We start from the raw sequence: 22,684 nt of genomic DNA, 5'->3' as shown, positions 1-22,684 counted from the left end.
GTTGATGCTTCGGCACCCATGTGCACCCCTCCCGCCTTCATCGTTGCGCCCGTTTGTTTATGGGTTTGTGTGGGTCGGTTCGACTCTCGTGATGGTCCGCGGCTTTTTAGTCCCGACCAGGCCCGCCCCGACCTCTGCTCACACGCAATCGACCACGCGGAACTCGACCCGCCGGTCGAGCGCATCGCGCAGATCGTCGGTGCCCAGGCCCACCAGCGCCTCGCGCGAGCCCACGCCCTTGGCGCTCAGCCGGGCTCCGAGGCTGCGGTTGCGCTGTTCCAGCAGCCGCACCACCTGCTCCGCCCGCCGGCGCGACAGCTCTTCGTTGACACGTGCGCTGCCGGTGCGGCTGGTGTGCCCCACCACGTTGATGCAGGCCGGCACCGCGCCGGCCGTGCTCGACAGCGAACTCAGCCACACCTCGTATTGCTGCATCAGGTCGCCCACCTCGATGAAGCTGGTGCGGCCCGGCTGGAACAGCAGCTTGATCGGCAGCCGCTTCGACTCCAGGCCCGACGCCACCAGGCTGTTGAAGGCCTCCTTGGCGGCTTCACGCTGGCCCAGCTTCCAGCTGGTCAGGTAGAGGCCGTTGAGCACCCGCAGGTCGCCCGGTTCGGCCAGCGTGCGGGCTTCCTTGTAGAGACCGTTGGCGGTCGGGATGTCGCCCTGGCCGTAGGCCAGCGTGGCCTCGTTCAGCACTGCGGCGGCCGGCAGGCGGGCCAGGTACTCCGGGTCGGCCAGGTCACCCACGCGCGTGTTGACCTGGCACGAGTTGATGTAGCCCTGCACCGTCTTGTCCTTGTGCCAGGTCGGGCTGTCGCGGAAGTAGGAAACCGGTTCGGCGTTCACGCTGTCGACGCTGGCGCGGTCGAGCCGCTTGGCGATGACCTGCTTGGTGCGCAGGTCGATCAACGTGACCCAGATGCGGAAGGCGTCGGGCTGCGTGTCGATGCTGCGGCGCGTGTTGATCGGCGTCACCGTGCCGATCAGCAGCAGCGGCTGCGTGGCCAGCGCCTTGCGCGTCAGCGGCTGCACCTGCCAGCCCGGCTTGCCCGACTTGGCGAGGGTCTCGAGTTGCTCGCCCATGCGCACCGTGCTGGTGGTCTGCGCGCCGGTGTTGGCGTCGATCAACGGGTCGATCACCAGCGTGCGTTGCTCACCGCCCAGTCGCAGCTTGGCTTCACGGAACAGCTGCTCGCCCGCACGCGCCACCGCGTCTTCGAAGCGGACCGGCTGCAGCTTGTCGTCGGGCAGTTGTTGGGCGTCGGCGGGCAACGCGACCTCCGGCAGCGGTGGCACGCTGGTGGGGGTGGTGGTGCTGGCCGTGGCCGCGGCGACGGGGGCCGGGGCCGTGGCCGCGCGCGGCGCCGTCACGGCAGGGGCCGACGGGCCGACGTTGCTGCAGGCGCCGAGCAGCGCCAGCGACACGGCGAGGGAGACCAGGCAAAAACGTCTGGGCAGGCGGATCTTCATTCAACACTCCTTGCAGCCCGACGCCGCACGCTGGGCGGCGCGAGGGGCAGTCGATCGGTGAGGTGTCAGCGTTTCGGATAAACGGGGTCGGCCGCCGGTGCCTCGCAGCCGAGGAAGGTGCGCATCAGCGCGGCCAGGTTGGCGTCGCTGCGCGCCCGGTCCAGCAGGCGGTCGTGCGAGATCAGCGCATTGGGCATCGAGGCGTTGAGCGCGAGGTCGGCCGAGCCGCCGCAGACATGGCGCAGCGGCGGCGCGCCGACCGGGCGCGGCAGCCGCGAGTCCCAGTCGAAGGGTTCGCGCATCGCCGTGTGGCAGGTGCGGCACGAGGTGGCGATCACCTCACGGTAGAAGGTCGCCGCGCCAGCCGTGGCCGGCTGCGCATCGGCCTGCAGCCACACGTCGGGCACATACGCCTTGTTCAGCGTGGTGCCGCCGCCGGCATACCAGTGGTCAATCAGCGCGACGGTGGCCGGCGCCGGGGAGGTGGCTTTTACCAGTTGATTGAGCCGGTGCAGCGCGTCGCTCTGCGCCGCCTCGGTCAGCCCGCCCTTGGTCGAGAACAGATAGTTGGCGGTGTCGAAGGGCAGGAAGTTGGAGCCGAGGTTGGGCGAGGGGTTGCCCTTCTCGGGGAAGCGCCCGCTGTACTGCGTGCCGCCATGGCAGGCCACGCAGGCGCCCGGCAGGTATTTTTCACCGCGGCCGTCGAGATTGACCGAGGCCATCAGCGCGCCGTCCGGCCCGAAGGTCAGGAACTTGGTGAACGGCCGATCGCCATTTGTGCCCGGCGTCACCGACCACTCCATCGCGACGCAGGCCACCTGCTTCTCGTCGTCCAGCGCGGTGGCGATCACGTCCTCCACCTCGCGTTGCGTGCGGCCCTCCGGCCCCGGGTGGTTGCAGACGTAGAAGGCCTTGTGGTCGGCCGCGACGTCGGTGGCCACCATGCGGCGCACCAGGTTCAGGTCCATCTTGTTGATGTAGACGGCCTCGACCTCGGTGTTGCCGGCGGCATAGGGCTTGAACTTGTGCTGGCGCTTCCAGTCGTCGAGCGAGATGGGTTGTTGCAAATTGCCCTGCGCGTCGCAGCCGCCCACCGCGCCAATCGAGCGGTAGTACATGCAGCTGCTCAGCTTGGTGTCCTTGCCCTTGTAGGTCAGGAACTGCTCGCTGCCCGGCAGGCCGTTCGACGACGCGCCAGACTCGGGCTCGATCATCTGGCCGCGCACGTTGCCGTCGGGCCCGTTGGCCACCATCTTGCGGATGCGCGGCCGCGTGTTGGGCACGGCATACGACAGCTCCACCGGCTGGCTGGCGAGGTAGCCGCCGTTGCGGGGCGCCGGCACGTCGAGTGTGCGCACCACACCCTCGCAGGCCACGCGCAGCTGCAGCTTGCCGTTGAGCGGCACCGCCGCGTCGAGCGCGTAGTCGCCATAGCGGTTGACGCGCAAGGGCGGCGTCAGCGCCGCACCGTCGAGCTGCAGCAGCTGCACGGTGGCGGCCGATTGCACGCCGAAGAACTCGTTCTGCACGCCGCACACGCTGCCGTCGGCCAGCGCCACGTGGCCGTAAAGGCGCAGGTTGCGGCTGTCGGGCACAGCGGGGTCGAGCGTGAGCGCGGTCGACCCGGCGCCGGGCGTCACCTCGCCACAGCGGCGCAAGGCGGTGCCCGGCGTGCTGGTGCACTGGATGCGGTAGGTCTGGCCTTGCGCCAGGCGCGGCAGGCCCAGCTCGCCACCGATGTCGCTGGCACCGGCATACACCTGGGTGTTGGACGCGTCGAGCACCTCCACCTGCACGTCGGGCAGGTAGACGGCACGGCGTGCCGCGGCACCCCCTTGCGGCGGCGTGAACAGCGTCGCGTCGGCCGACTGGAAGGTGAGCCGCACTGTGCCGCCGTCGACCTCCGCCACCGCCGGGGCCACGTGTTGCACCGGGGCGCGGGTGGGGGCGGGGGTGTCGAGCGCGTCGCTGGCCACGGCGTATTGCTGCTCGACATGGCCGCCCTTGCCGTCCGACACGCTGACGTAGGCGAAATGCAGCCCCGGGCCGTCGGGCAGCGTCCAGACCGTCTCTTTGGCGTTGCGGTTGTCCACCGTGCCGCCGGTCACGCGCCATTGATAGCGCAAGGTGTCGCCGTCGGCGTCTTGTGCTTCGACGCTCAGGTAGGTCTGCTCGGGGCCGCTGTCGCGTTCGTTGCTGCCGCCCCCGCCGCCGCAGCTGGCAAGGCTGGCCAGGCCGAGGCCGCCCAGCAGCGCCAGCAGCAAGGTGGTGGCGGGCCGGGTGCGACGCCCGGGGTGTCCCTCGTGGTTCTGATTCATATTGGTCTGTTCCCCCCGGCCGGCGGTGCTGCGCACCCAGGTCTCGCGCCGGACGTGTGGGTGACGGCAACGCCTGTTCGCGGCTGACTGTCTGTAGTGTGTGGCGGCCCGACGCAAAGCCGGCCGCGCATGCCGCGCGAGCGTACGACAGACGTCGCGTGCACTCCTTCCCAAGAGTTAGGGGGGCGTTGCGGCGGCGCGCACCGACAAGTTAGGGGTACCGCCGCGCGCGCTTCGCTTCTATGGTCGCCACCTTCGCGCCCTTTGCGTGCGGCATTTGCGCACCGAGCGAACCTCGGCATTGCCGGGGCGCAACCGCGTGGGCGCGGCGCCCACACCCACCATTTCGGGTGGCCGATGGCTGCGGTCAGGCGCTGCCTGTGTGCGAGTTTCCTCACACAGACATCGGTCACATCATCAGAAGCTGCAAGGAGTTTTCCTCATGCCCTGTCCCAACAATGCCGCCTGGTGCCCCGGCCCGGCGGGTTCCGGCCGCAAGTGCTTGAAATGCGAGCGCGGCACCGGCACCGTGCTCCCAAGCACGCTGCCCGGCCAACCCGCGCGCCTCGGTGCGCCCGCACCCGTCGTGCCCGAACGGGTCAAGCCGCCGGTGCCGATCAAACCGCCAAAGCTGGTGGCCAAGCCCGCGTTGGGCGAGGCCGCGTCGGAGGTGGCCGCGGCAGCGCCCGGCGGCTACAAGTTTTACCGCGGCGACACCCGTCCCCCGCAAGAGCTGCGCAATGGTTTCACGGCCTGGGCGTCGTTGAGCGCCGAGCAGGCGCGTACCCTGCTGAAGCGTTTCATGGGCACGCGTGACAGCGTCGACCTGCCGCGTCAGGCCAAGGGCCTGCAGGATGCCATCAACGGCAGCAACGCGGCCATGTCCTTGATCGACCTGGTGCGCCAGGTCAAGATCGAGAAGAACCGCAGCACGGTGCACATCTCGACCGACCTGACCGAGGAGTGCGGCGGTTACGCCGACGGCTACATCTACGAGATGACGTTCCCCTCGCTCAACACGCTGACAACTCGGAATGTGCTGACGTCCAACCCGCCTTCGCTGGAATGCACGTCGCCGATCAACCCCCTTGTGGTGCTCGACGGCGACACCATCGACGCGTCGCAGACCCTGGCGATCTCGAGCCGGGGCGACGAAGTGTCGTTCCTGACCCCGATCCCGTACGCGTGCATCACGCGTTACAAGGCGCCGCGTTCCAGCGTCTGGCAGGCGATGCCGACCTGAGTCAGCCCCTGGCCTTCGCGGCCTACCACGTGCCGGCGAGCGCTTGCAGCTCCGCCTCGGCCATGCGGTACTCGACGGCGAACACCTCGGGGCTGTCTTCATCGCGTTCGGCGGCGATCACCTGCACATCGTCGATGCCGATGAAGCCGAGCGCCGTGCGCAACCAGCGGTCGGCATGGTTCGCCGACTCGTAGTCGCCGCCCGGCCCGAAACCGTGGCCGCCGCGCGTGGTCACGATCAGGGCGCGCATGCCGTGCACGAGGGGGTGGTAGGTCACCGCGTCGTTCTGCCTCACGGCATTGACAGTGCGGTGGGGTCGCACCACCTGGTCGACCCAGGCCTTGAGCCCGCTGGGCACGCCGAAGTTGTACATCGGCGTGGAGATCACCAGCCGGTCATGGCCCAGCAGTTCGTCGACCAGTTCGTCGCTCACCGCCAGGTCGGCCTGCATGTGCAAGGGGCGGGCCACCGGCGTCGGATGAAAAGCAGCGGCCACCCAGGCTTCGGTGAGGGCCGGCACCGTGGCCCGGCCCACTTCACGTCGACACACCGTGGCACCCGCATGGGTGTCGAGATAGCGCTGCACGAACGCTTCGGCCAAACGTCGCGAGTGCGAACGTCCGCCGCGCGGACTGCCATGAACCAGCAGAACCCGATTCATCTCAAACTCTCCTTCCTTGACGACAAGCGGCTACTCTAGGAAGGCGAGCGACCTGTCTCAAACGAGATTTGGTCAGCTAAGATGAATTGAACTCATGTGACGCCCCATGTTCGAAAACCTGCCGATGACCGCATTGCGCACCTTCGAGGCATCGGCCCGCCTGCAGAGCTTCAAGGCGGCCGCCGAAGAACTGGCGGTGACGCCGACGGCGGTGTCGCACCAGATCAAGTCGCTCGAGCACTGGCTGGGCGTGCCGCTGTTCGAGCGACTGCCGCGCAAGGTCCGCTTGACCGAGTGCGGCCAGCGCTTGTTCGACAGCACCCATGCCGCGCTGCTCGACATTGCGCAGACCGTGGGGCAGTTGCGCCCCCGGCCCAGCGCCGGGCAGCTGACGGTGTCCACCACACCGTCATTTGCCTCGCTGTGGCTGATCCCTCGCCTCGGCCGGTTTTATGCGGCCCACCCCGACATCAACGTGCGGCTCGACCCGCAATGCCAGGTCATCGACCTGCACCGTGATGCCAGCATCGACTTGGTGTTGCGCTACGGCGGCGGCGACGAACCCAGCTTGCACCGCCAGCGCCTGCTGCAGGAGCGCTTCAGCGTCTATGGTGCCCCGGCGCTGCTGCAACGCCAGGCGGGCCGGCGGCCGTCGACCTTGATCAGCGTGAGCTGGCCGGGTTCGGTGCTGTACCAGCAGGCGTGGGCCGCATGGGGCGAGGCGGCGGGGGTCGACTGGCTCGAGCATGTGCGCCTGCTCGATTACGAAGACGAGAGCTTCGCCCTGCAGGCCGCCATCGCCGGGCAGGGCCTGGCGCTGCTCAGCTCATTGCTCGTGTCGGAAAGCGTCGCGGTCGGATTGCTGCAGCCGTGCCGCCCCGACATCAGCGTGCCGGGGGCGAGCTACCACGCGCTGTGCGTGCCGGGCCGCGAGCGGCATCCGCCGGTGCGGGCCTTTCTGGACTGGTTGAGCACCGAGGTCGCGGCGGCGACGACGCAGCGGCAGACCAACGGTGAGCTGGCCCACGCGCGGTGACGTCGCGCGCCGCTGGAGCCCCTGCCCGGGGCCGGGCGCGACACTTCGCATTGCCATACGCCAACGACCGTTTTGCGACGCCGGCCCGGCGCCGCGGCCGGCATGCTGGACCTCCAAGCGCGGCCGCCTCGCCGGCTGACTTTTTGCAGACCCGCGCCGCTGCGGCGCGCGTTGAGCGCGTGCCGGCAGGGTGAGGGCTGGAAGCCCTCGACGACGACCGCTCTCACCTCATCACGTCATGAAGGCCTGGAACTCCACCGCCCCCACCTCCAGCACCATTGCACGCCAGCGCACGCACGAAGGCGCGGGCTCCGCCTTGGACGGAATGCAGGGCGCGCCCGGCGGCATACGACCCAGGTCATCGCAATCCGAGCACGCGATGGCGAGCTTGCCGCGGCCCCCTGGGCGCCCGGCGTCGCCCGGTGCGCTCGACGTGCCGCCGCGCCTCGGGCAGTTGCCGGGTGTTTCGACGGCGGCGGGGCCCTCTGCGCTTGCCGGTGGAAACCCGGTTTCCACCACGATGGCCACCACCACCCCGCCCGCCACCTGGCAGGCCCTTACACAAGGCGAGCCGCCGGCCGCGGCCCAGGCCCGCCAGCGACTCGCCCAGCTGGCCGATGACATCGCGATGTCCCAAGCCGCGCCGAACAACCCGGTCGGCGAACGGCGCGAGGCCCCTGACGCGCGAGGCCAGGCGCGAGTGCGGCAGGGCCAGGCCGCGCTGGTGGAGGGCGCGCTCGAATGCAAGCAGGCCACGCGCAACATGACGGTGGCGGCCGGGCTGCTGACCCGCAACGAGCTGAACCGCTACCAATCGCTGCCGGGCCACGACGGCCGCTTCAAGAGCGAGGCGCGTGACCTGGTGCCGGCCAACAGCCCCCGCATTACGAGCGCCACCGACTTCAAAAACCTGCCGCCCGGCTTCGCGATCAGCTTCGAGGCGCCCACGGCGGCCCACCAACCACCGCACTCGCGCCACTCGATGGTCAGCCTGGGCAACGGCTTTGCGGTCGGCAGCAACAACGGTTGTATCCATCCACCGGCCGGCAGCGGCGGGAACTACGAGAAGATGGACCTGAGCCAGCCCGATCTCTGGCTGGCCGATGGCCGCTTCAAAGGCAAGCGCAGCGAGCAGGACGCCGCCGATCCTTACGAGCGCTTCCATGTGCTGGTAAGCCCGCTCGACCAGTTCGCCGACCGCGTCAAGGCGCGGCTGCACGAAGAGGACGCGGGCCGCGCCAACTGCATGCCCTGCCGCATCGTCTGATGCCCGCCGGCGGCGCCTCAGCAAGGCGCCTCTGTTACATGCTCTTTCGTCTTCAGGCCTGCATCTGTGCGCATCTACCGCCAAAAAGCGCGCTGTCAATACGTCGGGCCTCAGCCTCTGCCTGTGTCGTCATGTCCAAAAAAACCTGACACGGCCTAGCCTCGTCCTGACATTCTTCCCCGAGACGCACCGATGTTTCTGGGCCGCCTGAGGGCCCAGAATTCTCCCTATCGCAACGGGCTAACAACGCACAGACGCCAGTCTGTCGCCGCCCGCCTTGTGGGGCACAGGCAGGACACCACGTTCCACGTCGCATCGAACTCGCTTCGATGCCATCGCCGCCTGAGATGCGTCTCCCCGCTTTCCGACTGCTCGCTCAGCGTGCTGAGGTCGTATGACCGCGCGCCGGGCAGCACCCGAAACGCTCCTCAGGAATCAAAAAGATGTTTGCTACCACCCAACGTTGGGTTCCCGTTCTCTCCGCCTTGTGCGCCGCTGTGTTGACCGCCTGTGGCGGCGGTGGCGACGAAGGCCAAACTGCTGATCAAGCGGCTAGCAGCACCGAAGTGTCGGTGGCCGCGGTCTCCGAGGCCGCGCAAGCGGCCGAGTCGTACGAGCCCTCTGCGGCCCTGGAGGCGATCGAGTCGCCCGAATCGGACGACAGCGCCGACCTGTCGGCCTACGAGTCGCGTGAAGCGGCCGACCAGCCGGCCGTGTTCTCGTCCGAAGACCCCGAATCGTTCGGCCGCGCCTCCGCGTTTGCCGTGCGCCCTGAACTCGCCCTGCCCGAAGTGGCGGCGACCACCGAGATGCTGACCGCGGCCAGCGCCACCGTGGCCTTGCCCGAATCCGGCGGCCGCGCGGTCAAGACCACCGTGCTCGCTTCGTCGTCGATGGAAACCACCTTCGCCGCCACCGCGCCGGGCTGGAAGATCAACTACTGGGGCGTTGGCGCCCCCAGCTGGAAGCTGCAGCGTGAAACCCGCAGCCAATACGTGTTCCGCGGCGGTGCTTCGCAGCTCTTCGTCGTCGGCCACGACACCGCCAAGACCCACCTGACCTACCCCTATGCCTTCGGCAAGGGCAAGACCTATCGCTCGACGCTGTACGTCCGCAGCCACCAGCCGGCCCAAGTGACGGTGCAGATGCGTCGCGAGGCCCCGCCGTGGGACGCCTTCGGCACCAAGACCATCCAGGTCAACTCCACCTGGCAGAAGGTTGAGATCACCGGCACCTACCCGGCCGACGTCGCCGGCACGCTGCGCGTCTCGACGACGACGCCCGACGCGCTGCTGTGGATCGACGAGGTCAAGATCGAACAGCTGGAGCACAACGAGCTGGCCCCGTTCAGCACCGCGCCGATCCCCGACACGCTGTTCGGCATGCACATCAACAAGCTGGGCCGTCACCAGAACTACCCCCAGCTGGGCCACCACGTGGTGCGGCTGTGGAACACCGGCACCACCTGGCGCGACCTGGAACCCAGCCGCGGTGTGTGGACCTGGACGGCCGGCCACGGTGGCAAGCGCCTGGACATGTACGTCGACTACGTCAAGCGCAACGACCCCAAGGCCAGCATCCTGTACACGCTGGGCCAGACCCCGACCTGGGCGTCCCGCACCCCCGGTGAGAAGGGCCTGTACGGCTACGGCGCGTCGGGTGTGCCGACCAACTTCGACGACTGGCGCAACTACGTGCGGACGCTGGCCCGCCGCTACGCCGGCAAGATCCAGTACTGGGAGCTGTGGAACGAGCCTGACTTCCAGCCGCACTTCAACGGCAGCATCCAGGACATGGTCAAGCTGGCCCGCATCGCGCACGAAGAGCTGAAGGCCGCCGACCCCGCCAACAAGCTGGTGTCGCCCGGCGTCACCAGCGGCCAGGGCATGAACTTCCTGAACAACTTCCTCGCGGCCGGCGGCGGCCAGCACGTGGACGTGATCGGCTACCACTGGTACTTCAACGCCTCGCCTGAGGGCCTGGTGCCGCTGATCAGCAACGTGCGCCATCTGATGAAGGCCTACGGCGTGGACAACAAGCCGCTGTGGAACACCGAAGGCGCCCCCGGTTGCGATGCGCTGACGACCACCTGCAGCAGCTTCGTGCCGAGCCAGAAGCAGATCCGTTCGACCACGGCCCGTGCGCTGATGATGATGTGGGCCAAGGGTGTCAGCAACTTCAACTACCACATCTGGGAAAGCAGCGAGCCGCTGGCCAAGCTGGTCGAATCCGACTTCAAGACCCAGACCGAAGCCGGCAATGCCTACGCTGCGATGGTGCGCTGGATGCGCGGTGCCCGCATGACCGACGCCTACGTGATGAACAAGCAGATCTACGTGTTCAAGCTGACCCGCGGCACCGACAGCCGGTACGTGCTGTGGTCGACGGTCGAAGGCCAGCGCGTGCAGCTGCCGGGCTGGAAGGTGACCCGGGCCGAAACGCTGCAAGGCAAGGTGAGCATCCTGCCGAACCCGCGCCAGATCACGCTGGGTCTGGAGCCGGTGATGCTGCGGATGTAAGACGGAAAGCCGCCCGATGGGCGGCTTGAGACGAGAAGCACGACGGGGGCCGCAAGGCTCCCGTTTTCATTGGGGGTCGGCGTGGCTGGTCAGGTTCGGCTCGGCTCGACTCGCTTGCTGTAGGCAAAGAACACCTCGTCGCGTACCCAGCCGAGGGATTCGTAGACCGACGGCGCGGTGTGGTTGGTCTTGGCCGTCGTCACGTCCATGCGGGCGACACCGCCCAGGGACGCCGGCTTTCTTGTATCGTTCAGGTCTTAACCAAGGCGAGGCGGCTTGTGCCGGCGACGGGCCCCAGGGCCGCGCCGCAGCAGCGCCCGGCTTTGGGTTCCTCAGGCTAGCTGTATCACGCCGCATGACCGCCCCCGATCCCCGCACCCCCTGCGCCGCTGGCACCACCACGCCGGGCGCTCAACCCCTTCAGCTGCACTGGCAGTGGCAACGTTTCGACGACATGAGCTTGCAGGGTCTGTACGACGTGCTGGCGCTCCGGCAGCGCGTGTTCATCCTCGAGCAGGGGCCTTACCTTGATGCCGACGGCCTCGATCAGCATGCCTGGCATTTGCTGGGGCGTGACGAGGCGGGGCGGCTGCTGGCCTATTTGCGGGTGGTCGACCCGGGCCTCAAATACGCCGAGCCGTCGATCGGGCGTGTGGTGACCGACGCTGCGGCGCGCGGCCTGGGCTTGGGGCGGCGCTTGGTGGCCGAGGCAGTCGCAGGGCTAGACCGGTTGTGGCCAGGGCACGCCAACCGCATCAGCGCACAAACGCATTTGCAGGCGTTTTACTGCGCGTTCGGATATCAGCCAGTCGGCGAGCCGTATCTGGAAGACGGCATCCCGCACATCGAGATGCTGCGGCCGGCCGTGTCAACGTAGGCGGCGAGGGCGGGCTCGAGCCGGACGTGCGCCTTGGCGCCGGACGGCGGCGCGGTCACCCTGTTGCCGGCTCACCCGGGTTGCCAGGCGGGTGCCGGCGGCTCAAGGTGATGCTCCATCACCCCGATGAGGAGCACTGCCATGAAGCCTGCGTTTGAGAGCCTGCCTGCTGCCGTGTCGGCCCACGGCCTTCCCACGCCGCGAGGCCCGAGCCGGTCGCCCGTGCTGTGGTGCCTGGCGGTCGCGGTCACCACTGGCTGTGGGGGTGGTGGCGACAGTGGCACGAGCGGCGACACCGCCACCGACGGCGGTGCAGCATCGCCCAGCACCCGCGCACCCGATGACTCGGCGTCCCTGCGCGAACTGCCCCAGTCCCTGGCACGGCCCGGGCCCCACAACACCGGCGTGCCCGCCGGCACCGTGCTGCGCCCCAGCGGCCCGCTGCAGCTCACCATCCCCGGCCAGGTGATCACCGGGTTGGACGTGGTGGGATGTGTCAACGTCAAGGCGCCGCGCGTGGTCATCCGCCGCACCCGCATCCGCTGCGGTTCTTACTACCCGGTGCGGTTGTTCGACAACGCCAGCCTGACCATCGAAGACAGCGAGATCGACGGCAGCTCGTCGGCTGGCAAGGCCACGTCGGGCATTGCGTTCGGCAACTACACCGCGCGCCGCGTCAACATCCATGGCACCGCCGACGGCGTCAAAGCCGAGCAGAACGTGCTGCTGGAAGCGTCGTGGATCCACGACCTCTACCTGGGCAACGGCGACCATGCCGACGGTGTGCAGACGATCGGCAACGGCAGCAACGTGACGGTGCGCGGCAACTTCATCGACATCGTGGACCGCGGCCGGGGCCACGGCGGGTCGCCCAGCAGTTCGCTGCAGGTGGGCATCGAGCGCGGGCCGAACTCGAACTGGTTGATCTCGGGCAACTGGCTGTATGGCGGCGGCTGGGTGATCAACGCCGATGCCGGCACCGGCACCCACAACCGGGTGGTCAACAACCGCTTCGGACGCGGCGTGACACCGACCACCGGGGAGCGCTACCCCAAGTACGGTGCGATGGTGTTGTATGGGCCGTGGCAGGCGTCGGGGAATGTGTGGGATGACAACGGGGCGCCGGTGGGGCAGTGAGCCGCTGCCTCCCTCTCATCGCCACGCAGGTCGTGGAAGAGGCAGGCCGTCAGGCCGCGGCGTTCCAGTGGGGGCAATGCAGCGCGGCAGCGGGTAGCGTTCGCGCGATACCTCCTCTGATGCCAACAGGGGCAAGCGGCGCCGAGGCCCGCTTCAAAGCACGTGCCGCAGCCAGCACATCACGCTGGTAGGCCAGCTGGTCGGAGCTGCCGAAGAACCGCACCGGTCGGCGTTCGAGCCGCTTCATCGTCTTCTCCAGCCAGGGGTCTGCCTCGTCGAGGGCGGCGGCGGAGAACTGCTGCAGCGACAAAGCGTTTTGATGGTCGTGCTGGTACGCCTGCTCCAGCAACTCGCTGCGGCGGCGGTGCGGATGGAGCAAGCTGCACGCGCCAGACCCTGTTTGCGCGAACAGCGCGAGGATGGCGGCGATCTGGCTGACGGCCACGGCGACAAGGGCGACCTGAATCGCGGCCGGCGGCAGCTTGCGGTACTGGTGCACCAGCGCCATGACAGCGACGAGGGCCAGGACCACCACGCCGATGACCAGCAGCCGTGTGAACCAGCGCGCCAACCAAGCCTCAGGCGGGCTCTTCACCTTGGCATACGAGAACGGCTGCAATGTGCCGAGCACGCGGATCAAGCGTGCGACCTCGCTGCCATCGGGTGCCGCTGCCATGTTCGCCATTCGAGCTCCTCTTAATTGTTCCAACGTGAACTGTCTTCTTAGGGTTGAGACCGCTGACCGCGAGGCGCCTCCGCTCCGACAGCGCTTAACGCATCGAGGGCCGCGCCCGCGGTTGCTCCTGTACACCTTAGAGGCAAGTGAGGAGGGGTCAAGCCGACCCCCCTCAAGGGGGTGGGGCCGACGCCCGCGGCAGTGAGGCCATGTCACGGTGAACATGTGCAACAACGGGGGGTGGATGCAACCCGAAGTGTCGGCCGCGATGGAACACATCTCGCATGGGCGAAAGGTTATGGAAGCGCGCACTTAGGGCCGCGAGCGGCCTTGCACGCGAGAACCAAGAGTTACCGAGCCTACGGAGCCTCGTAGCAGCCGTGCAAGAACGGCAACGTAAAGTGCCCTGCCTTGCTCGCAGGCGGCTTGGGGCGTGGTGTCCCGGCGTCTGGTGACTAGCGGCCGCGCTCGTCCGTCATCTCTTGGAGGTCTATCCGTTGAAACGCTACCCATTGCTCGCCGTGCGGCGTACCGCGGCTCTCATGATGTTGTCTCTGCTCGGCGCCTGTGGCGGCGGCGATGACCGAAGCCATGCAACGGCTGCCTCGCAGCAGCACGACCCGCAGCAGCAACAGGGCGCAGCGGACGGTGCCGCGCAGCATGGGCGCCTTCAAGCGGCAGCGGACGTGTCGCCTGCCGCCGCCCGCCCCGGCTTCGTCTACCGCCAGGGCAAGACGCTGATGCTCGACGGCCGGCCCTACCTGTTTGTCGGCGTGAACGCCTTCGGCTTGACCGGCTGCCGCACCGGCGCACCCGACAGCCAGGCCATCATGGATGCGTATTTCTCGTCGCTGCGCCCGCAGAGCACCACGCGCACCTGGGCCTTCCGCTCGCTCGGCGAGGAGGGGGTGGAGCGCGTCGTGAGGACGGCCGAAAAGTATGGCCAGAAGGTCATCTTCGCGCTGACCGATGGCGCCGGCTTTTGCGGCGACACCGACGGCCGCAGCGGCGGCGAGGGCACGCTGAAGACCGACGAGTGGTATCGCAGTGGCTACCGCGGCGCCTACTTCGACTGGATCAGGACGGTGGTGCCCAAGTACAAGGACTCGCCAGCGATTGCGATGTGGGAGATCGCCAACGAGCCGAAAGGCTTGACCGCCGCGGTGACCGACGGCGTGATGAAAACCTTCTTCGACGAGACCGCGGCGTTGATCAAGTCGCTCGACCCGAACCACTTGGTGTCGTCCGGCTCGCAGGCCCAGTATGTGTACGGCACCAGCGACTTCAGCTATGTGCACAGCGGGCCCAACATCGACGTGGCGAGCGTGCACGAGTACGACTATGCCTACCAGGACAGCCGCACCATCGTGTCGCCCCATTTCACCGCGGTGATCGGCAAGATGCAGGCGCTCGACAAGCCCTTGTACATCGGCGAGACCGGCATCGGCTTGTCGCAGTGCATGAGCGCGCAGGCGCGTGCGGATGCGCTGAAACAAAAATACGACGCCTATCTGGCGCGTGGTGCGGCCGGGGTGCAGTACTGGGGCTGGTCACCGACGCCGGACAACGGCTGCAGCCCTTACAGCGGCGGCGCCGACGGCCCCGGCTCGCCGGTGATGACGATGACCAAGGCCTATGTCATCCCCGGCCAGACCACTCCGCCGCCCGGCCCGGTGGACCCGACGCAGACCACCTACGACGACAGCCGCTTCAGCTACAGCGGCACGTGGGCGGTGGGCACGGGGGCCGGCAAGTACCAAGACGCCGACCGCTACACGATGGAGGCCGGCGCCTTCTATACGCTGAGCTTCAACGGCACGGGCGTGCAGCTGTACAGCAGCGTGGCGCCGCACCACGGCATCGTGGCGGTGAGCATCGACGGCGGCGCGGAGCGTTTGGTCGACTTGTACAGCGCGACGCGGGCCGAGCAACGGCTGGTCTACACGTCGCCCACCTTGCCGGCGGGCACCCACACCGTGAGGGTGCGTGCCACCGGCACCCGCAACCCCTCGGCCACCGGCACCGTGGCGACGGCCGACAAGGCGGTTGTGGTCTCGGGGGGCTCGACCACGCCGACCGAACCCGTGGTGAAGACCACCGAGCACGACGACAGCGAGTTTGCGTATGAGGGCAGCTGGTCGACCGGCACCGGCGCGGGCAAGTACCGCAACGCCGACCGTTATGCCGACACGGCTGGGGCGGCGTATTCGTATGCCTTCACCGGCACGTCTGTTGAGATCTACAGCAGCGTGGCGCCGCACCATGGCATCGTCGGCGTGAGCATCGACGGCGGGCCTGAGCGGTCGGTGGACCTTTACAAGGCGGCGCGGGCGGAGCAGGCGTTGGTGTATGTGTCGCCGACGTTGACGCAGGGGGCGCACCGGGTGCGGGTGAGGGTGACGGGGCGGAAGAACGCGGCGTCGAGCGGCACGGTGGGGACGGCGGACAAGGTGGTGGTGCGGTCGAGGGGGTGAAGTGAAGGGCGGCAGCGCCTGGGCTTCGGGGCCTGGTTGCTGCTCGAGGCGTGGCGGTGGCGGTTAGAAGCATCCGGGGTGGCGGTTGTGATGGGCGCGCCTCACCGCTCATACAACTGAGCCCGGGCGGGTTGGCATCGACGCCGCCTCTCCCAGCGGCGGCGATAGTGGCCGCCCCAGCCCATGAAGTTGCCACTGCTTCGCTTGCTGAGCCAGCGCCGCGCCTTGCGCGATGTGCCGCAAGGTGCGCCGCGTGAAGCTGTTGGGCGAGGCGGTGATGGGCAAGCCGGTCACCACCCACTGGCTCAGCACCGGGCTGCGCGACCACGCTGACGCTCGCCGGCTGCGCTGCGCGGGGCACGGCATCAACTCGCCCACCTGCACGGCCCAGACCTCGGGCTGATCCATCAGCCAGCTCGTGATGTGCTGACGGTCGGCCGCGTGGGTCACATGGCGGATGCCGAGCACCACGGACACCGCGTGTTGTGTGCTCACGGCCAGGTCGAGCTTGGCCAAGGTGTGATGCAGCCTGTCATACCAGAGGCGTCGCTCTGCATGGGGCAGGGTGCGGTGCAGGGTGATGTGGAACCAGAAGGCCGGCTCCGGCGGGGTGCGGGTGGTGATGGTGGCGCGCGGGGCGGCTGAGCGGGACGTGGTGCTGCTGCGCAGGGCGATGTGGGGTGTCATGCAAGGCTGGGGAGCGTGAGCAAAGGCTGGCGTGGCAGAAAGATGGAAGGCGAGCGCTGGCCTGCCACCTGGAGGGCGGGCAGAGGGCCGAGGGCAGGCCGAGCGAGTGAGTTGTGAGACGTGGCGGAGCAGGGCGCAGCACCGCCACCGCTCATGGCGAGCGGCGCCGCGCTGGTGTCGACTGCTGCGCTGGTCTTCTTCTACGAGGCCGGTTTGGTCCGGCGAGGACGCCGAGGTGGCGGATGTGTGGGGGCGAGGCCAAAACGCCACGCGGCCCGCCGCGCCCGTTGACGCGTCACGTTCACGGCATGCCGGCCAGCGCTGCATGGCAGCTGATGGCGCGGCCGCAGCAGAGCGGACAGTTTCCCGGCTGGGCCTGTCTTGGGCATGCTACGCTCCTCCCTCTTTTGATGCGCAGGAGTGTCAAACGCAGCTCCGAAGCTGACGTATGGCATTCATCTTAAACGCTTCTCGTCGTTTTGCAAGAACGAATGTCGCTTTCGACTATCACTTTGTTGCTCGGGACTCTCGATGATCCGCTTCAAGCTCGCTGAGCTGATCGCCCAGAAGCAGTTCGTCGAAGGCCGCCGGATCACGGTCCAGGAGGTCGCGGCCGGAGCGGGGCTGAACCGGGTGACGCTGTCGAAGATGCTGAACCACCGTGGGCACGTGACGGGGACGGACGTGGTGGACAAGCTGTGTGCGTACTTTCAGTGCTCGGTGGGGGAGTTGATGGAGTACGTGCCGGATGAGCAGAAGGGCCCCGCCGCACCCTAGCATCGGCGGGCGTGCCACTCTTGGGTTAGGAGTTCGATCCTGAGTAGCTCCGCCGCAATGCCGGGCTCAATCGGTCCCGGGCGGACGCTTTGCATCGGGCGTTTCCCGGCGCCGGTACAGGTTGTTCTGCCTGGTCACTTTGAGCCTGATTTTGGCCTAGTTGAGTTCCTTCCTGCTCTCTTCTCCAAAAAACGCGCGACCTTTTCTAAGCGACGTGAGAAAACGTCCTTTGCCAAGTCGGCGGTACTCAGGACTGCCGCACCCCCCCACGAGAAGCTGCGACGCGTGCCTCGGGAACAGCAAGTTGTTCTGGATGCTAGAGGCAGGGTACACGGTCAGGGTTGGACTGGGCGGGTGGTGTAGTGGCGCCGGACAACCCTAAACCTAAAATGCTTGGAGGTTTTACCTTGTGACGTCAGAGATCTACCGCGCAAGATTAAGGTTCAGGGTTCAAAAATACCTGAAAATCGAGGCATCTGAATACTGCTTTACTGTGGCGGGGCGGGAAGTGGTGCTAACTCCGTCGCCGCGGGACTGCGCCATCTGTGACAGCGAGTGGCTAGTTATGAACGCACGCGGCTTCGTCTCAGAGGAAGAAGCACGAGAATTCGGCCACAAGCTCCGATCCGCCGTTGAGCTGTCCGCCACCGCGACGCGACTTGGTGTCGATGTGGGGCGGGGCCTTCCGACAGTCGCATTTGCATACGGGGTCAAGGAGCACATGGCGACGGAGCACTCAGTCCTGATTCGCGACAACATTCACGGCCTAGATGTGTTTGTCGACGACCCTCGCGTGAAGATCGTATCGATGAATGCGACGGCCGGCGTATTGGCAGATCCGCAGACGTTCCTCTCCTTTGCTTCCGACTTACATGGTCAAGCTGCATCCATTTCACGACAGGCGCAGGAGGTCATCTTGTTGCTTAACTATGCCCTAATGCGTCCGGAGCCGGTCGCGCAGATTGTCTTTGCCATCTCGGCAGTCGAGATGCTCGGACAGCAGGAAACGTGGACTGAGAGCCAAAAACATCTATTGGCTGAACTAGCAGTTTCTGCAGAAACTTCGTCGCTAGGGAGCGAAGAAGAGCGCTTAGAGGTCGCGGACGCGATCAAGAAAAATCTTCATCGTTTGAGCTTGCGACAGGGTGTTTTGAGGCTATTCGAACGGCTTGACCTCGCGCATCTCAAGGGCAAGTGGGATAGCGTCTATGCTGAGCGGAGCAGGCTCGTGCACGGTTTAGCTCCTCGACCCGGGGCCAATTACTCGGAGCTTGCGCAGAAGGCCGTTAGCTTGTGCGGATACATCCTGCTGAAGGCGCTCGCAGCTGAGCTGCCGATTGCCAGCAGGTACACCGACGAATTCTACAAGTTGCCCTAGGCGCAGCAGGACGAGGCGGTGGCATATGAACTCAGTCACGCTGAATACCTGAGGCCCGTTTCACGTCGCGTAGCATCAGCGTCCCGCTCGACGTCATAGAGCTTGCCGAAGCATCTAAGGGCCTCCTCGGCGATCTGGCTGCGATTGTTCGCGCAAAGGTCGTAGAACTTGCGCCGCGCGTGCGCCAGCCAGCCCGCCTCGGTCACCCCTTGGGCCAGCAGCGCCTGCATCGGTAGAAGGTGCCCCACGGCTCGGCGACTGCCAAAGCCATCGACTACAGTCTCGGGCGCTGGACAACACTTGTGCGTTACCTCAACGACGGTGCCTTGCCGGCGGATAACAATTGGGCTGAGAACGAATACGACCTATTGCACTCGGGCGCGCCAACTGGCTGTTCGCCGGCAGCTTGCGTGCAGGCAAGCGAGCGGCCGCCCTCATGAGCTTGATCTAGTCGCCAAGCTCAACGACATCGACCCTTGGCACTACCTACGCGACGTGATGCAGCGGCTGCCAACACAGCCAGCAGCCCGCATCGCCGAGTTGCTGCCTCATCGCGGGGCGCGACTCTCACCAGAGTGATCGGCGCACTGCTCTGGTTGGCATGCGACGGGCGGGCGCCTACTTCTATCTCAGGCACTCTCGCAGAGCCACCGTCATCCCAAAAAGCAAGGGCCGCGATTGCGGCCCTTGTCATTTCCGATTGCCCTTGAGGCGACCCTGCGTGAGAGGCCAGTGACACCATCCTGAAGACAGGCATTCCGGCGCCGTCACGCCAAGATGGGGATCGCTGGTCCCTTACGCTGAAGTCGTCGCACACCACGTGCCCGCTCCAGGGCGTCTGCCCCCCGTTCTCGACAGGAGGCTCGCAAGCGTTGATATGCTGCGAGCGTGGAGTGGGCAGATTCTACGGGATGCAGGTGATACTCCCGTAAGTATGTTTTGTACGCATTTTGGGCTACCGAGCTCTGATGTCCTGTTTGTTAACAACAAGAGGGAATAATGAAAATTCAGTGTGTTGAAAAAGACATTCGCCAGGTCTTGGAGTCTGGCACTTATCTCATTCCACGCTTTCAGCGGCCTTTCTCTTGGGATGAAGACAACGTTGAAGAGTTCTGGGTCGATAGCACTTCAGACCTCTAAAAGGATTACTTCATCGGGGCGTTTGTCTCCTACAATCTTTCGAGCTCCTCTTTCGGTCTGGTGGATGGTCAGCAGCGCATAACGACCATCACCATTGCTCTGTGTGCCATCCGAGACAAGTTCAACGACCTCGGTTTTGCGGCTCCTGCGAAAGGAGTGCATCGCTTGATCGAGACGCGGGACCTCAACGACCAAGCTCAGTTTGTGCTCAAAACGGAGACGTCTTACCCTTACCTACAAGCCAAGATTCAAAGCCTGGAAAAGGAAAAGACCGAGATTGACATTGGGGAGGAAGAGAAGGCCATCAGTGCTGCCTACAAGCTCATTTACTCCTTTATTGATCAGGGAGTGAAGGATGCCGCTTCCAAGGTTGATCCAGCCAAAGTTAAGGTTGCTGGCAAAAAGTGGTTGGAGGGGGTTCGGGATAAGCTTTTGGGTCTTAAAGTAATTTCCATCACTTTGGATAACCAAGATGACGCGTATCTGATTTTCGAGACGCTCAATACCCGTGGAAAAGACCTCACGGCCGCAGACCTGGCGAAAAATCACCTGCTAAGGCTTCTGCCTTCAAAGGGCAAGGCCATCGACCGGCCCAAGGATCATTGGGTGGAGATGCAGAGCACTTTGGAGCAGGCAAACCGGCCGATCCAAATGGCCACCTTTCTTCACCACTACTGGCTTTCAAAGCACCCCTTCACTACCGAGAAGGAACTCTTCAAAGCCATCAAGAGTGAAGTGTCGGCCACCAACGTTCGTGCAGTGCTCGATGAGCTGAGGACGGACAGTGATCTTTACCGGGGGATCGCGGAGCCTGAGCGGCTCGCCCTTTGGAACAAGGGCAACCGGGATGTTGAAGACTCGCTTCGGTGCATCTCGGACGTTCTCAACATTCAGATTGCAAACCCACTGCTGCTAACGGTGCTGCGTCTGTTTAGTGCCAAGCAGCTCAAAGACGGACAGGTCAGGGAGATCTTTTGGCTGGTGGAGCGGTATCACTACCTCTACACCACGATCAGCAACCTGCCGTCCTCGGGTGGTGTGAGCAAGATGTATGCGGCTCATGCACGAGCTTTGGCTACTGCTGCGGACGCAAATGCTCGTGGCCTGTGCATCAACGAGTTCAAGAAGAAGATCAAGACCAAGGCGCCCGCTCGGGAGACCTTCATCACTCGATTCAAGGCACACAACTACTTGAACGCCAGGCACAAAGAGATCATCGGCTACACCCTCTGGAAAATCTACAAGCACCAAAACCCCGCGGTGGATGTGGACCGTCAGAGCCAATCGCTTGAACACCTACTTTCTCAGTCCACTGGTGGTGCTGCCATCCACAGCATCGGGAATCTGCTGGGTGTGCCCGCGAAGTACAACGGGGAGGTCTTGGCAGCCAACTCCTTTGCTCAGAAAAAGGCTCTTCTCATCCAGCACGGCTACATCTTGGAGCCTCAAATCGCCGCTGCAACAAGCTGGGGGGCAGCAGAGATCGAGCAGCGAACGAACGATCTGGCTGAGCTTGCTTACGACCAGGTTTGGGCCATCAAGTAGCGCCATCGAGGGGTCCACTTCTAAAAATAGGTTGACACCATCCTCACGCTTCCAGCCGCGGCCCTTCAAGATGGGGCGCTGGACGCTTACCACCTTCGCCTATACCTTGGCGGCGATCATCGATGGCGTCGGTGCTATTGCAGCTCGCTTTGGCGGCGAGCTGCGGCACCTTCCGACCGGGCTAGTCTTGATACTCGTCGCCGCTGTGCTCGTGCCCGAAGCATCCCTTGGTCGCTGACACTTGCGACCTACTTCGGCGATTACGGCAACGCGGCCAGCTCACGAAAAAATCTGCACAGGAGTGGGGTCAGATAGCGTCTCGCAAGTCAAGTTTCGGCACCGCGATCTGCAAGTTGAACGGCTGCCTCGAACGCAGCACGCCTTAGATCAGTATCGCCACCTTTTGCATACATGCTCAGCAACAGGGTCAGGCCTTAAATTTGAAGTGCCGCACTCGCTCGAAACCGGCGAAGCCGTCTTTGACGACGATGCGGAACTCAACACGATGAGGCTCCCAACCGTGCTGAATCGAGAGTTGGCACGGCTGTCCTGGTGCGGTGACAAGCAGGGCGCGTCTCAAACCTCGGCCGCCTTACGGTGCCTTCGACTTGCCGCCGCTCTTGGCCAACTTGCTCGCCAGCTGATCCAGTTCCTTGCTGTGGAACAGATCAATGCATTTCATCGTGTTGAAATCGGACTTGGCGACACCGGCGTACTTCCTCGCTACGTATTTGCCAACGAGGATGTCCAGTTCGTTGTACGCCTCGATCGGTTGGTTGCCGTACTCGAGGTAGCCGCTTGCGGTGTCGTTGGCGTCATCCTTCACCGCCGTTTCTGGAAACGCCTGGGCAAAACAGCGGCTCATCGCCCAATTCTTCAGAAGCGTCTTCTGTGAATACTTGCTGGTTTCCTGAGCTGGCGTGTGCTGGGAGAAAGCAAGCAGCACGGTGAAGGTCGTAGCGGCGAGCAGTCTCATTGCAGCACCCACAGATAAGCGGTTTCAGGGACAAACACACCGTTCTCCGGGTCGTACATCAAGTGGCAAGTGTCCGAGCACTTGGTTCCATCCCACAAAGTGACATGCCCGCTCGCGTCGCCCCACCCGTGCCCCTTCACCAGAAGAATGCCCTTCATCCCGGCGAAGTCCTGCAACTTGGGCGACTGCGCGGTCTTGTCCGGCTTTCCAAACGTGCGGTTCAGGTAGTCCAGCATGTCTTTGACCCGGTACAGGTAGAAGCGTTTGTCCGATCCGCTTACGGCCGCGTACCCCATGTTGCTGGAGATGGGATGACCGGTCTTGTTGAGAACGTAGCTCATCCGGATTGGGCAGGCGTTGCGGAAGATGTTCGCTTCCACATTCATTTGGACCTTCCCGCCAAGCTTCTTGCCGACCATGGCCACCGGAACGTTCACCTCCATGAACGTAGCCCATGCCATGCTGAATGATGGTCTTCCCATATAGCGCGCTCCCTGCTG

General features: G+C 65.4%; 19 protein-coding genes and 2 pseudogenes. 11 read left to right on the top strand and 10 right to left on the bottom strand.

The annotated features are described in order from the left end of the window. Nucleotides 1–138: 138 nt before the first annotated feature. Nucleotides 139–1,473, bottom strand: a complete 1,335-nt coding sequence (locus tag AAW51_RS26420; RefSeq protein ID WP_053013935.1) for an OmpA family protein — start codon at nucleotides 1,471–1,473, stop codon at nucleotides 139–141. A 65-nt stretch (nucleotides 1,474–1,538) separates the two neighbouring features. Beyond that, nucleotides 1,539–3,791: a hypothetical protein gene (locus AAW51_RS26415; protein ID WP_047197003.1), complete on the bottom strand. Its 2,253-nt coding sequence runs from the start codon at nucleotides 3,789–3,791 to the stop codon at nucleotides 1,539–1,541. Nucleotides 3,792–4,233: 442 nt separating this feature from the next. Between AAW51_RS26415 and AAW51_RS26410 the strand changes: the two genes are divergently transcribed. Beyond that, nucleotides 4,234–5,034 carry a hypothetical protein gene (locus AAW51_RS26410; protein ID WP_047197002.1) on the top strand — a complete coding sequence of 267 codons (801 nt, stop codon included), beginning with the start codon at nucleotides 4,234–4,236 and terminating at the stop codon, nucleotides 5,032–5,034. A gap of 22 nt (nucleotides 5,035–5,056) precedes the next feature. Here the strand turns inward: AAW51_RS26410 and AAW51_RS26405 are convergent, their stop codons facing one another. After that, nucleotides 5,057–5,695 carry an FMN-dependent NADH-azoreductase gene (locus AAW51_RS26405; RefSeq protein ID WP_047197001.1) on the bottom strand — a complete coding sequence of 213 codons (639 nt, stop codon included), beginning with the start codon at nucleotides 5,693–5,695 and terminating at the stop codon, nucleotides 5,057–5,059. A gap of 106 nt (nucleotides 5,696–5,801) precedes the next feature. Between AAW51_RS26405 and AAW51_RS26400 the strand changes: the two genes are divergently transcribed. Beyond that, entirely contained in the window at nucleotides 5,802–6,731 is a 930-nt protein-coding gene (locus AAW51_RS26400; protein ID WP_047197000.1) for a LysR substrate-binding domain-containing protein, read from the top strand. Nucleotides 6,732–6,962: 231 nt separating this feature from the next. On the opposite strand, the gene AAW51_RS30305 is transcribed toward AAW51_RS26400, so the two are convergent. Then, entirely contained in the window at nucleotides 6,963–7,265 is a 303-nt protein-coding gene (locus AAW51_RS30305; RefSeq protein WP_157360075.1) for a hypothetical protein, read from the bottom strand. On the opposite strand from AAW51_RS30305, the gene AAW51_RS26395 reads away from it, so the two are divergent. The 4 genes from AAW51_RS26395 to AAW51_RS28625 all read left to right on the top strand — a co-directional run bounded on the left by AAW51_RS26395 (nucleotide 7,252) and on the right by AAW51_RS28625 (nucleotide 12,531). Then, a complete protein-coding gene (locus AAW51_RS26395) occupies nucleotides 7,252–7,998 on the top strand; it encodes a hypothetical protein (RefSeq protein ID WP_047196999.1) in 747 nt (248 codons plus the stop codon). The genes AAW51_RS30305 and AAW51_RS26395 overlap by 14 nt on opposite strands. Before the next feature lie 443 nt (nucleotides 7,999–8,441). Then, complete coding sequence (locus tag AAW51_RS26390) at nucleotides 8,442–10,517, top strand: glycosyl hydrolase (protein ID WP_157360074.1); 2,076 nt, start codon at nucleotides 8,442–8,444, stop codon at nucleotides 10,515–10,517. A 454-nt stretch (nucleotides 10,518–10,971) separates the two neighbouring features. Then, nucleotides 10,972–11,394 (top strand): GNAT family N-acetyltransferase, encoded by a 423-nt coding sequence (locus tag AAW51_RS26385; protein ID WP_047198344.1) that lies wholly within the window; start codon nucleotides 10,972–10,974, stop codon nucleotides 11,392–11,394. A gap of 141 nt (nucleotides 11,395–11,535) precedes the next feature. After that, nucleotides 11,536–12,531, top strand: coding sequence for a hypothetical protein (locus tag AAW51_RS28625; protein ID WP_053013934.1), 996 nt, complete (start codon nucleotides 11,536–11,538; stop codon nucleotides 12,529–12,531). A gap of 49 nt (nucleotides 12,532–12,580) precedes the next feature. On the opposite strand, the gene AAW51_RS26375 is transcribed toward AAW51_RS28625, so the two are convergent. Both AAW51_RS26375 and AAW51_RS30550 read right to left on the bottom strand, forming a co-directional pair. After that, nucleotides 12,581–13,216 (bottom strand): hypothetical protein, encoded by a 636-nt coding sequence (locus AAW51_RS26375; RefSeq protein ID WP_047196997.1) that lies wholly within the window; start codon nucleotides 13,214–13,216, stop codon nucleotides 12,581–12,583. Between the two features lie 446 nt (nucleotides 13,217–13,662). Further along, nucleotides 13,663–13,869: a hypothetical protein gene (locus AAW51_RS30550; RefSeq protein ID WP_169788090.1), complete on the bottom strand. Its 207-nt coding sequence runs from the start codon at nucleotides 13,867–13,869 to the stop codon at nucleotides 13,663–13,665. A 24-nt stretch (nucleotides 13,870–13,893) separates the two neighbouring features. Between AAW51_RS30550 and AAW51_RS26370 the strand changes: the two genes are divergently transcribed. After that, nucleotides 13,894–15,681: a cellulase family glycosylhydrolase gene (locus AAW51_RS26370; RefSeq protein WP_169788089.1), complete on the top strand. Its 1,788-nt coding sequence runs from the start codon at nucleotides 13,894–13,896 to the stop codon at nucleotides 15,679–15,681. Nucleotides 15,682–15,789: 108 nt separating this feature from the next. Here AAW51_RS26370 and AAW51_RS26365 read toward each other — a convergent pair whose 3' ends face one another. Next, nucleotides 15,790–16,368, bottom strand: a complete 579-nt coding sequence (locus tag AAW51_RS26365) for a hypothetical protein (protein WP_047196995.1) — start codon at nucleotides 16,366–16,368, stop codon at nucleotides 15,790–15,792. 531 nt (nucleotides 16,369–16,899) lie between these two features. On the opposite strand from AAW51_RS26365, the gene AAW51_RS26360 reads away from it, so the two are divergent. After that, entirely contained in the window at nucleotides 16,900–17,145 is a 246-nt protein-coding gene (locus AAW51_RS26360; protein WP_047196994.1) for a helix-turn-helix domain-containing protein, read from the top strand. 565 nt (nucleotides 17,146–17,710) lie between these two features. Next, nucleotides 17,711–18,523: a hypothetical protein gene (locus AAW51_RS26355; RefSeq protein WP_157360072.1), complete on the top strand. Its 813-nt coding sequence runs from the start codon at nucleotides 17,711–17,713 to the stop codon at nucleotides 18,521–18,523. Between the two features lie 77 nt (nucleotides 18,524–18,600). Here the strand turns inward: AAW51_RS26355 and AAW51_RS26350 are convergent. Next, nucleotides 18,601–18,744: pseudogene (locus tag AAW51_RS26350) on the bottom strand (IS66 family transposase); the annotation flags it as partial. An 18-nt stretch (nucleotides 18,745–18,762) separates the two neighbouring features. Between AAW51_RS26350 and AAW51_RS29570 the strand changes: the two are divergent. Then, nucleotides 18,763–19,102 (top strand): annotated as a pseudogene (locus AAW51_RS29570) (IS66 family transposase); the annotation flags it as partial. A gap of 621 nt (nucleotides 19,103–19,723) precedes the next feature. Continuing rightward, complete coding sequence (locus tag AAW51_RS31490; RefSeq protein WP_083438604.1) at nucleotides 19,724–21,208, top strand: DUF262 domain-containing HNH endonuclease family protein; 1,485 nt, start codon at nucleotides 19,724–19,726, stop codon at nucleotides 21,206–21,208. A 592-nt stretch (nucleotides 21,209–21,800) separates the two neighbouring features. Here AAW51_RS31490 and AAW51_RS26340 read toward each other — a convergent pair. Beyond that, entirely contained in the window at nucleotides 21,801–22,184 is a 384-nt protein-coding gene (locus AAW51_RS26340; protein ID WP_047196990.1) for a T6SS amidase immunity protein Tai4 family protein, read from the bottom strand. Continuing rightward, nucleotides 22,181–22,627, bottom strand: coding sequence for a type VI secretion system amidase effector protein Tae4 (locus tag AAW51_RS26335; RefSeq protein WP_238947699.1), 447 nt, complete (start codon nucleotides 22,625–22,627; stop codon nucleotides 22,181–22,183). The genes AAW51_RS26340 and AAW51_RS26335 overlap by 4 nt, the downstream gene beginning before the upstream one ends. Between the last annotated feature and the right edge of the window lie 57 nt (nucleotides 22,628–22,684).

It is taken from the genome of Caldimonas brevitalea, assembly GCF_001017435.1.
Classification (GTDB): Bacteria; Pseudomonadota; Gammaproteobacteria; order Burkholderiales; family Burkholderiaceae_C; genus Caldimonas; species Caldimonas brevitalea.
The sequence above is the reverse complement of the archived record's forward strand: the minus strand, read 5'-3'. Positions and strand labels throughout refer to the sequence as shown.

Excerpts from the sequence above, each read along its gene's own strand:
- AAW51_RS26365 (WP_047196995.1), bottom strand. The coding sequence starts at position 16,368 with ATGACACCCCACATCGCCCTGCGCAGCAGCACCACGTCCCGCTCAGCC.
- AAW51_RS26390 (WP_157360074.1), top strand. The coding sequence starts at position 8,442 with ATGTTTGCTACCACCCAACGTTGGGTTCCCGTTCTCTCCGCCTTGTGC.
- AAW51_RS26385 (WP_047198344.1), top strand. The coding sequence starts at position 10,972 with ATGAGCTTGCAGGGTCTGTACGACGTGCTGGCGCTCCGGCAGCGCGTG.
- AAW51_RS26405 (WP_047197001.1), bottom strand. The coding sequence starts at position 5,695 with ATGAATCGGGTTCTGCTGGTTCATGGCAGTCCGCGCGGCGGACGTTCG.
- AAW51_RS26420 (WP_053013935.1), bottom strand. The coding sequence starts at position 1,473 with ATGAAGATCCGCCTGCCCAGACGTTTTTGCCTGGTCTCCCTCGCCGTG.
- AAW51_RS26395 (WP_047196999.1), top strand. The coding sequence starts at position 7,252 with ATGGCCACCACCACCCCGCCCGCCACCTGGCAGGCCCTTACACAAGGC.
- AAW51_RS26360 (WP_047196994.1), top strand. The coding sequence starts at position 16,900 with ATGATCCGCTTCAAGCTCGCTGAGCTGATCGCCCAGAAGCAGTTCGTC.
- AAW51_RS26355 (WP_157360072.1), top strand. The coding sequence starts at position 17,711 with ATGAACGCACGCGGCTTCGTCTCAGAGGAAGAAGCACGAGAATTCGGC.
- AAW51_RS26340 (WP_047196990.1), bottom strand. The coding sequence starts at position 22,184 with ATGAGACTGCTCGCCGCTACGACCTTCACCGTGCTGCTTGCTTTCTCC.
- AAW51_RS26335 (WP_238947699.1), bottom strand. The coding sequence starts at position 22,627 with ATGGAGGTGAACGTTCCGGTGGCCATGGTCGGCAAGAAGCTTGGCGGG.
- AAW51_RS26400 (WP_047197000.1), top strand. The coding sequence starts at position 5,802 with ATGTTCGAAAACCTGCCGATGACCGCATTGCGCACCTTCGAGGCATCG.
- AAW51_RS26375 (WP_047196997.1), bottom strand. The coding sequence starts at position 13,216 with ATGGCGAACATGGCAGCGGCACCCGATGGCAGCGAGGTCGCACGCTTG.
- AAW51_RS26415 (WP_047197003.1), bottom strand. The coding sequence starts at position 3,791 with ATGAATCAGAACCACGAGGGACACCCCGGGCGTCGCACCCGGCCCGCC.
- AAW51_RS26410 (WP_047197002.1), top strand. The coding sequence starts at position 4,234 with ATGCCCTGTCCCAACAATGCCGCCTGGTGCCCCGGCCCGGCGGGTTCC.
- AAW51_RS28625 (WP_053013934.1), top strand. The coding sequence starts at position 11,536 with ATGAAGCCTGCGTTTGAGAGCCTGCCTGCTGCCGTGTCGGCCCACGGC.
- AAW51_RS30550 (WP_169788090.1), bottom strand. The coding sequence starts at position 13,869 with ATGCTGCGCGGCACCGTCCGCTGCGCCCTGTTGCTGCTGCGGGTCGTG.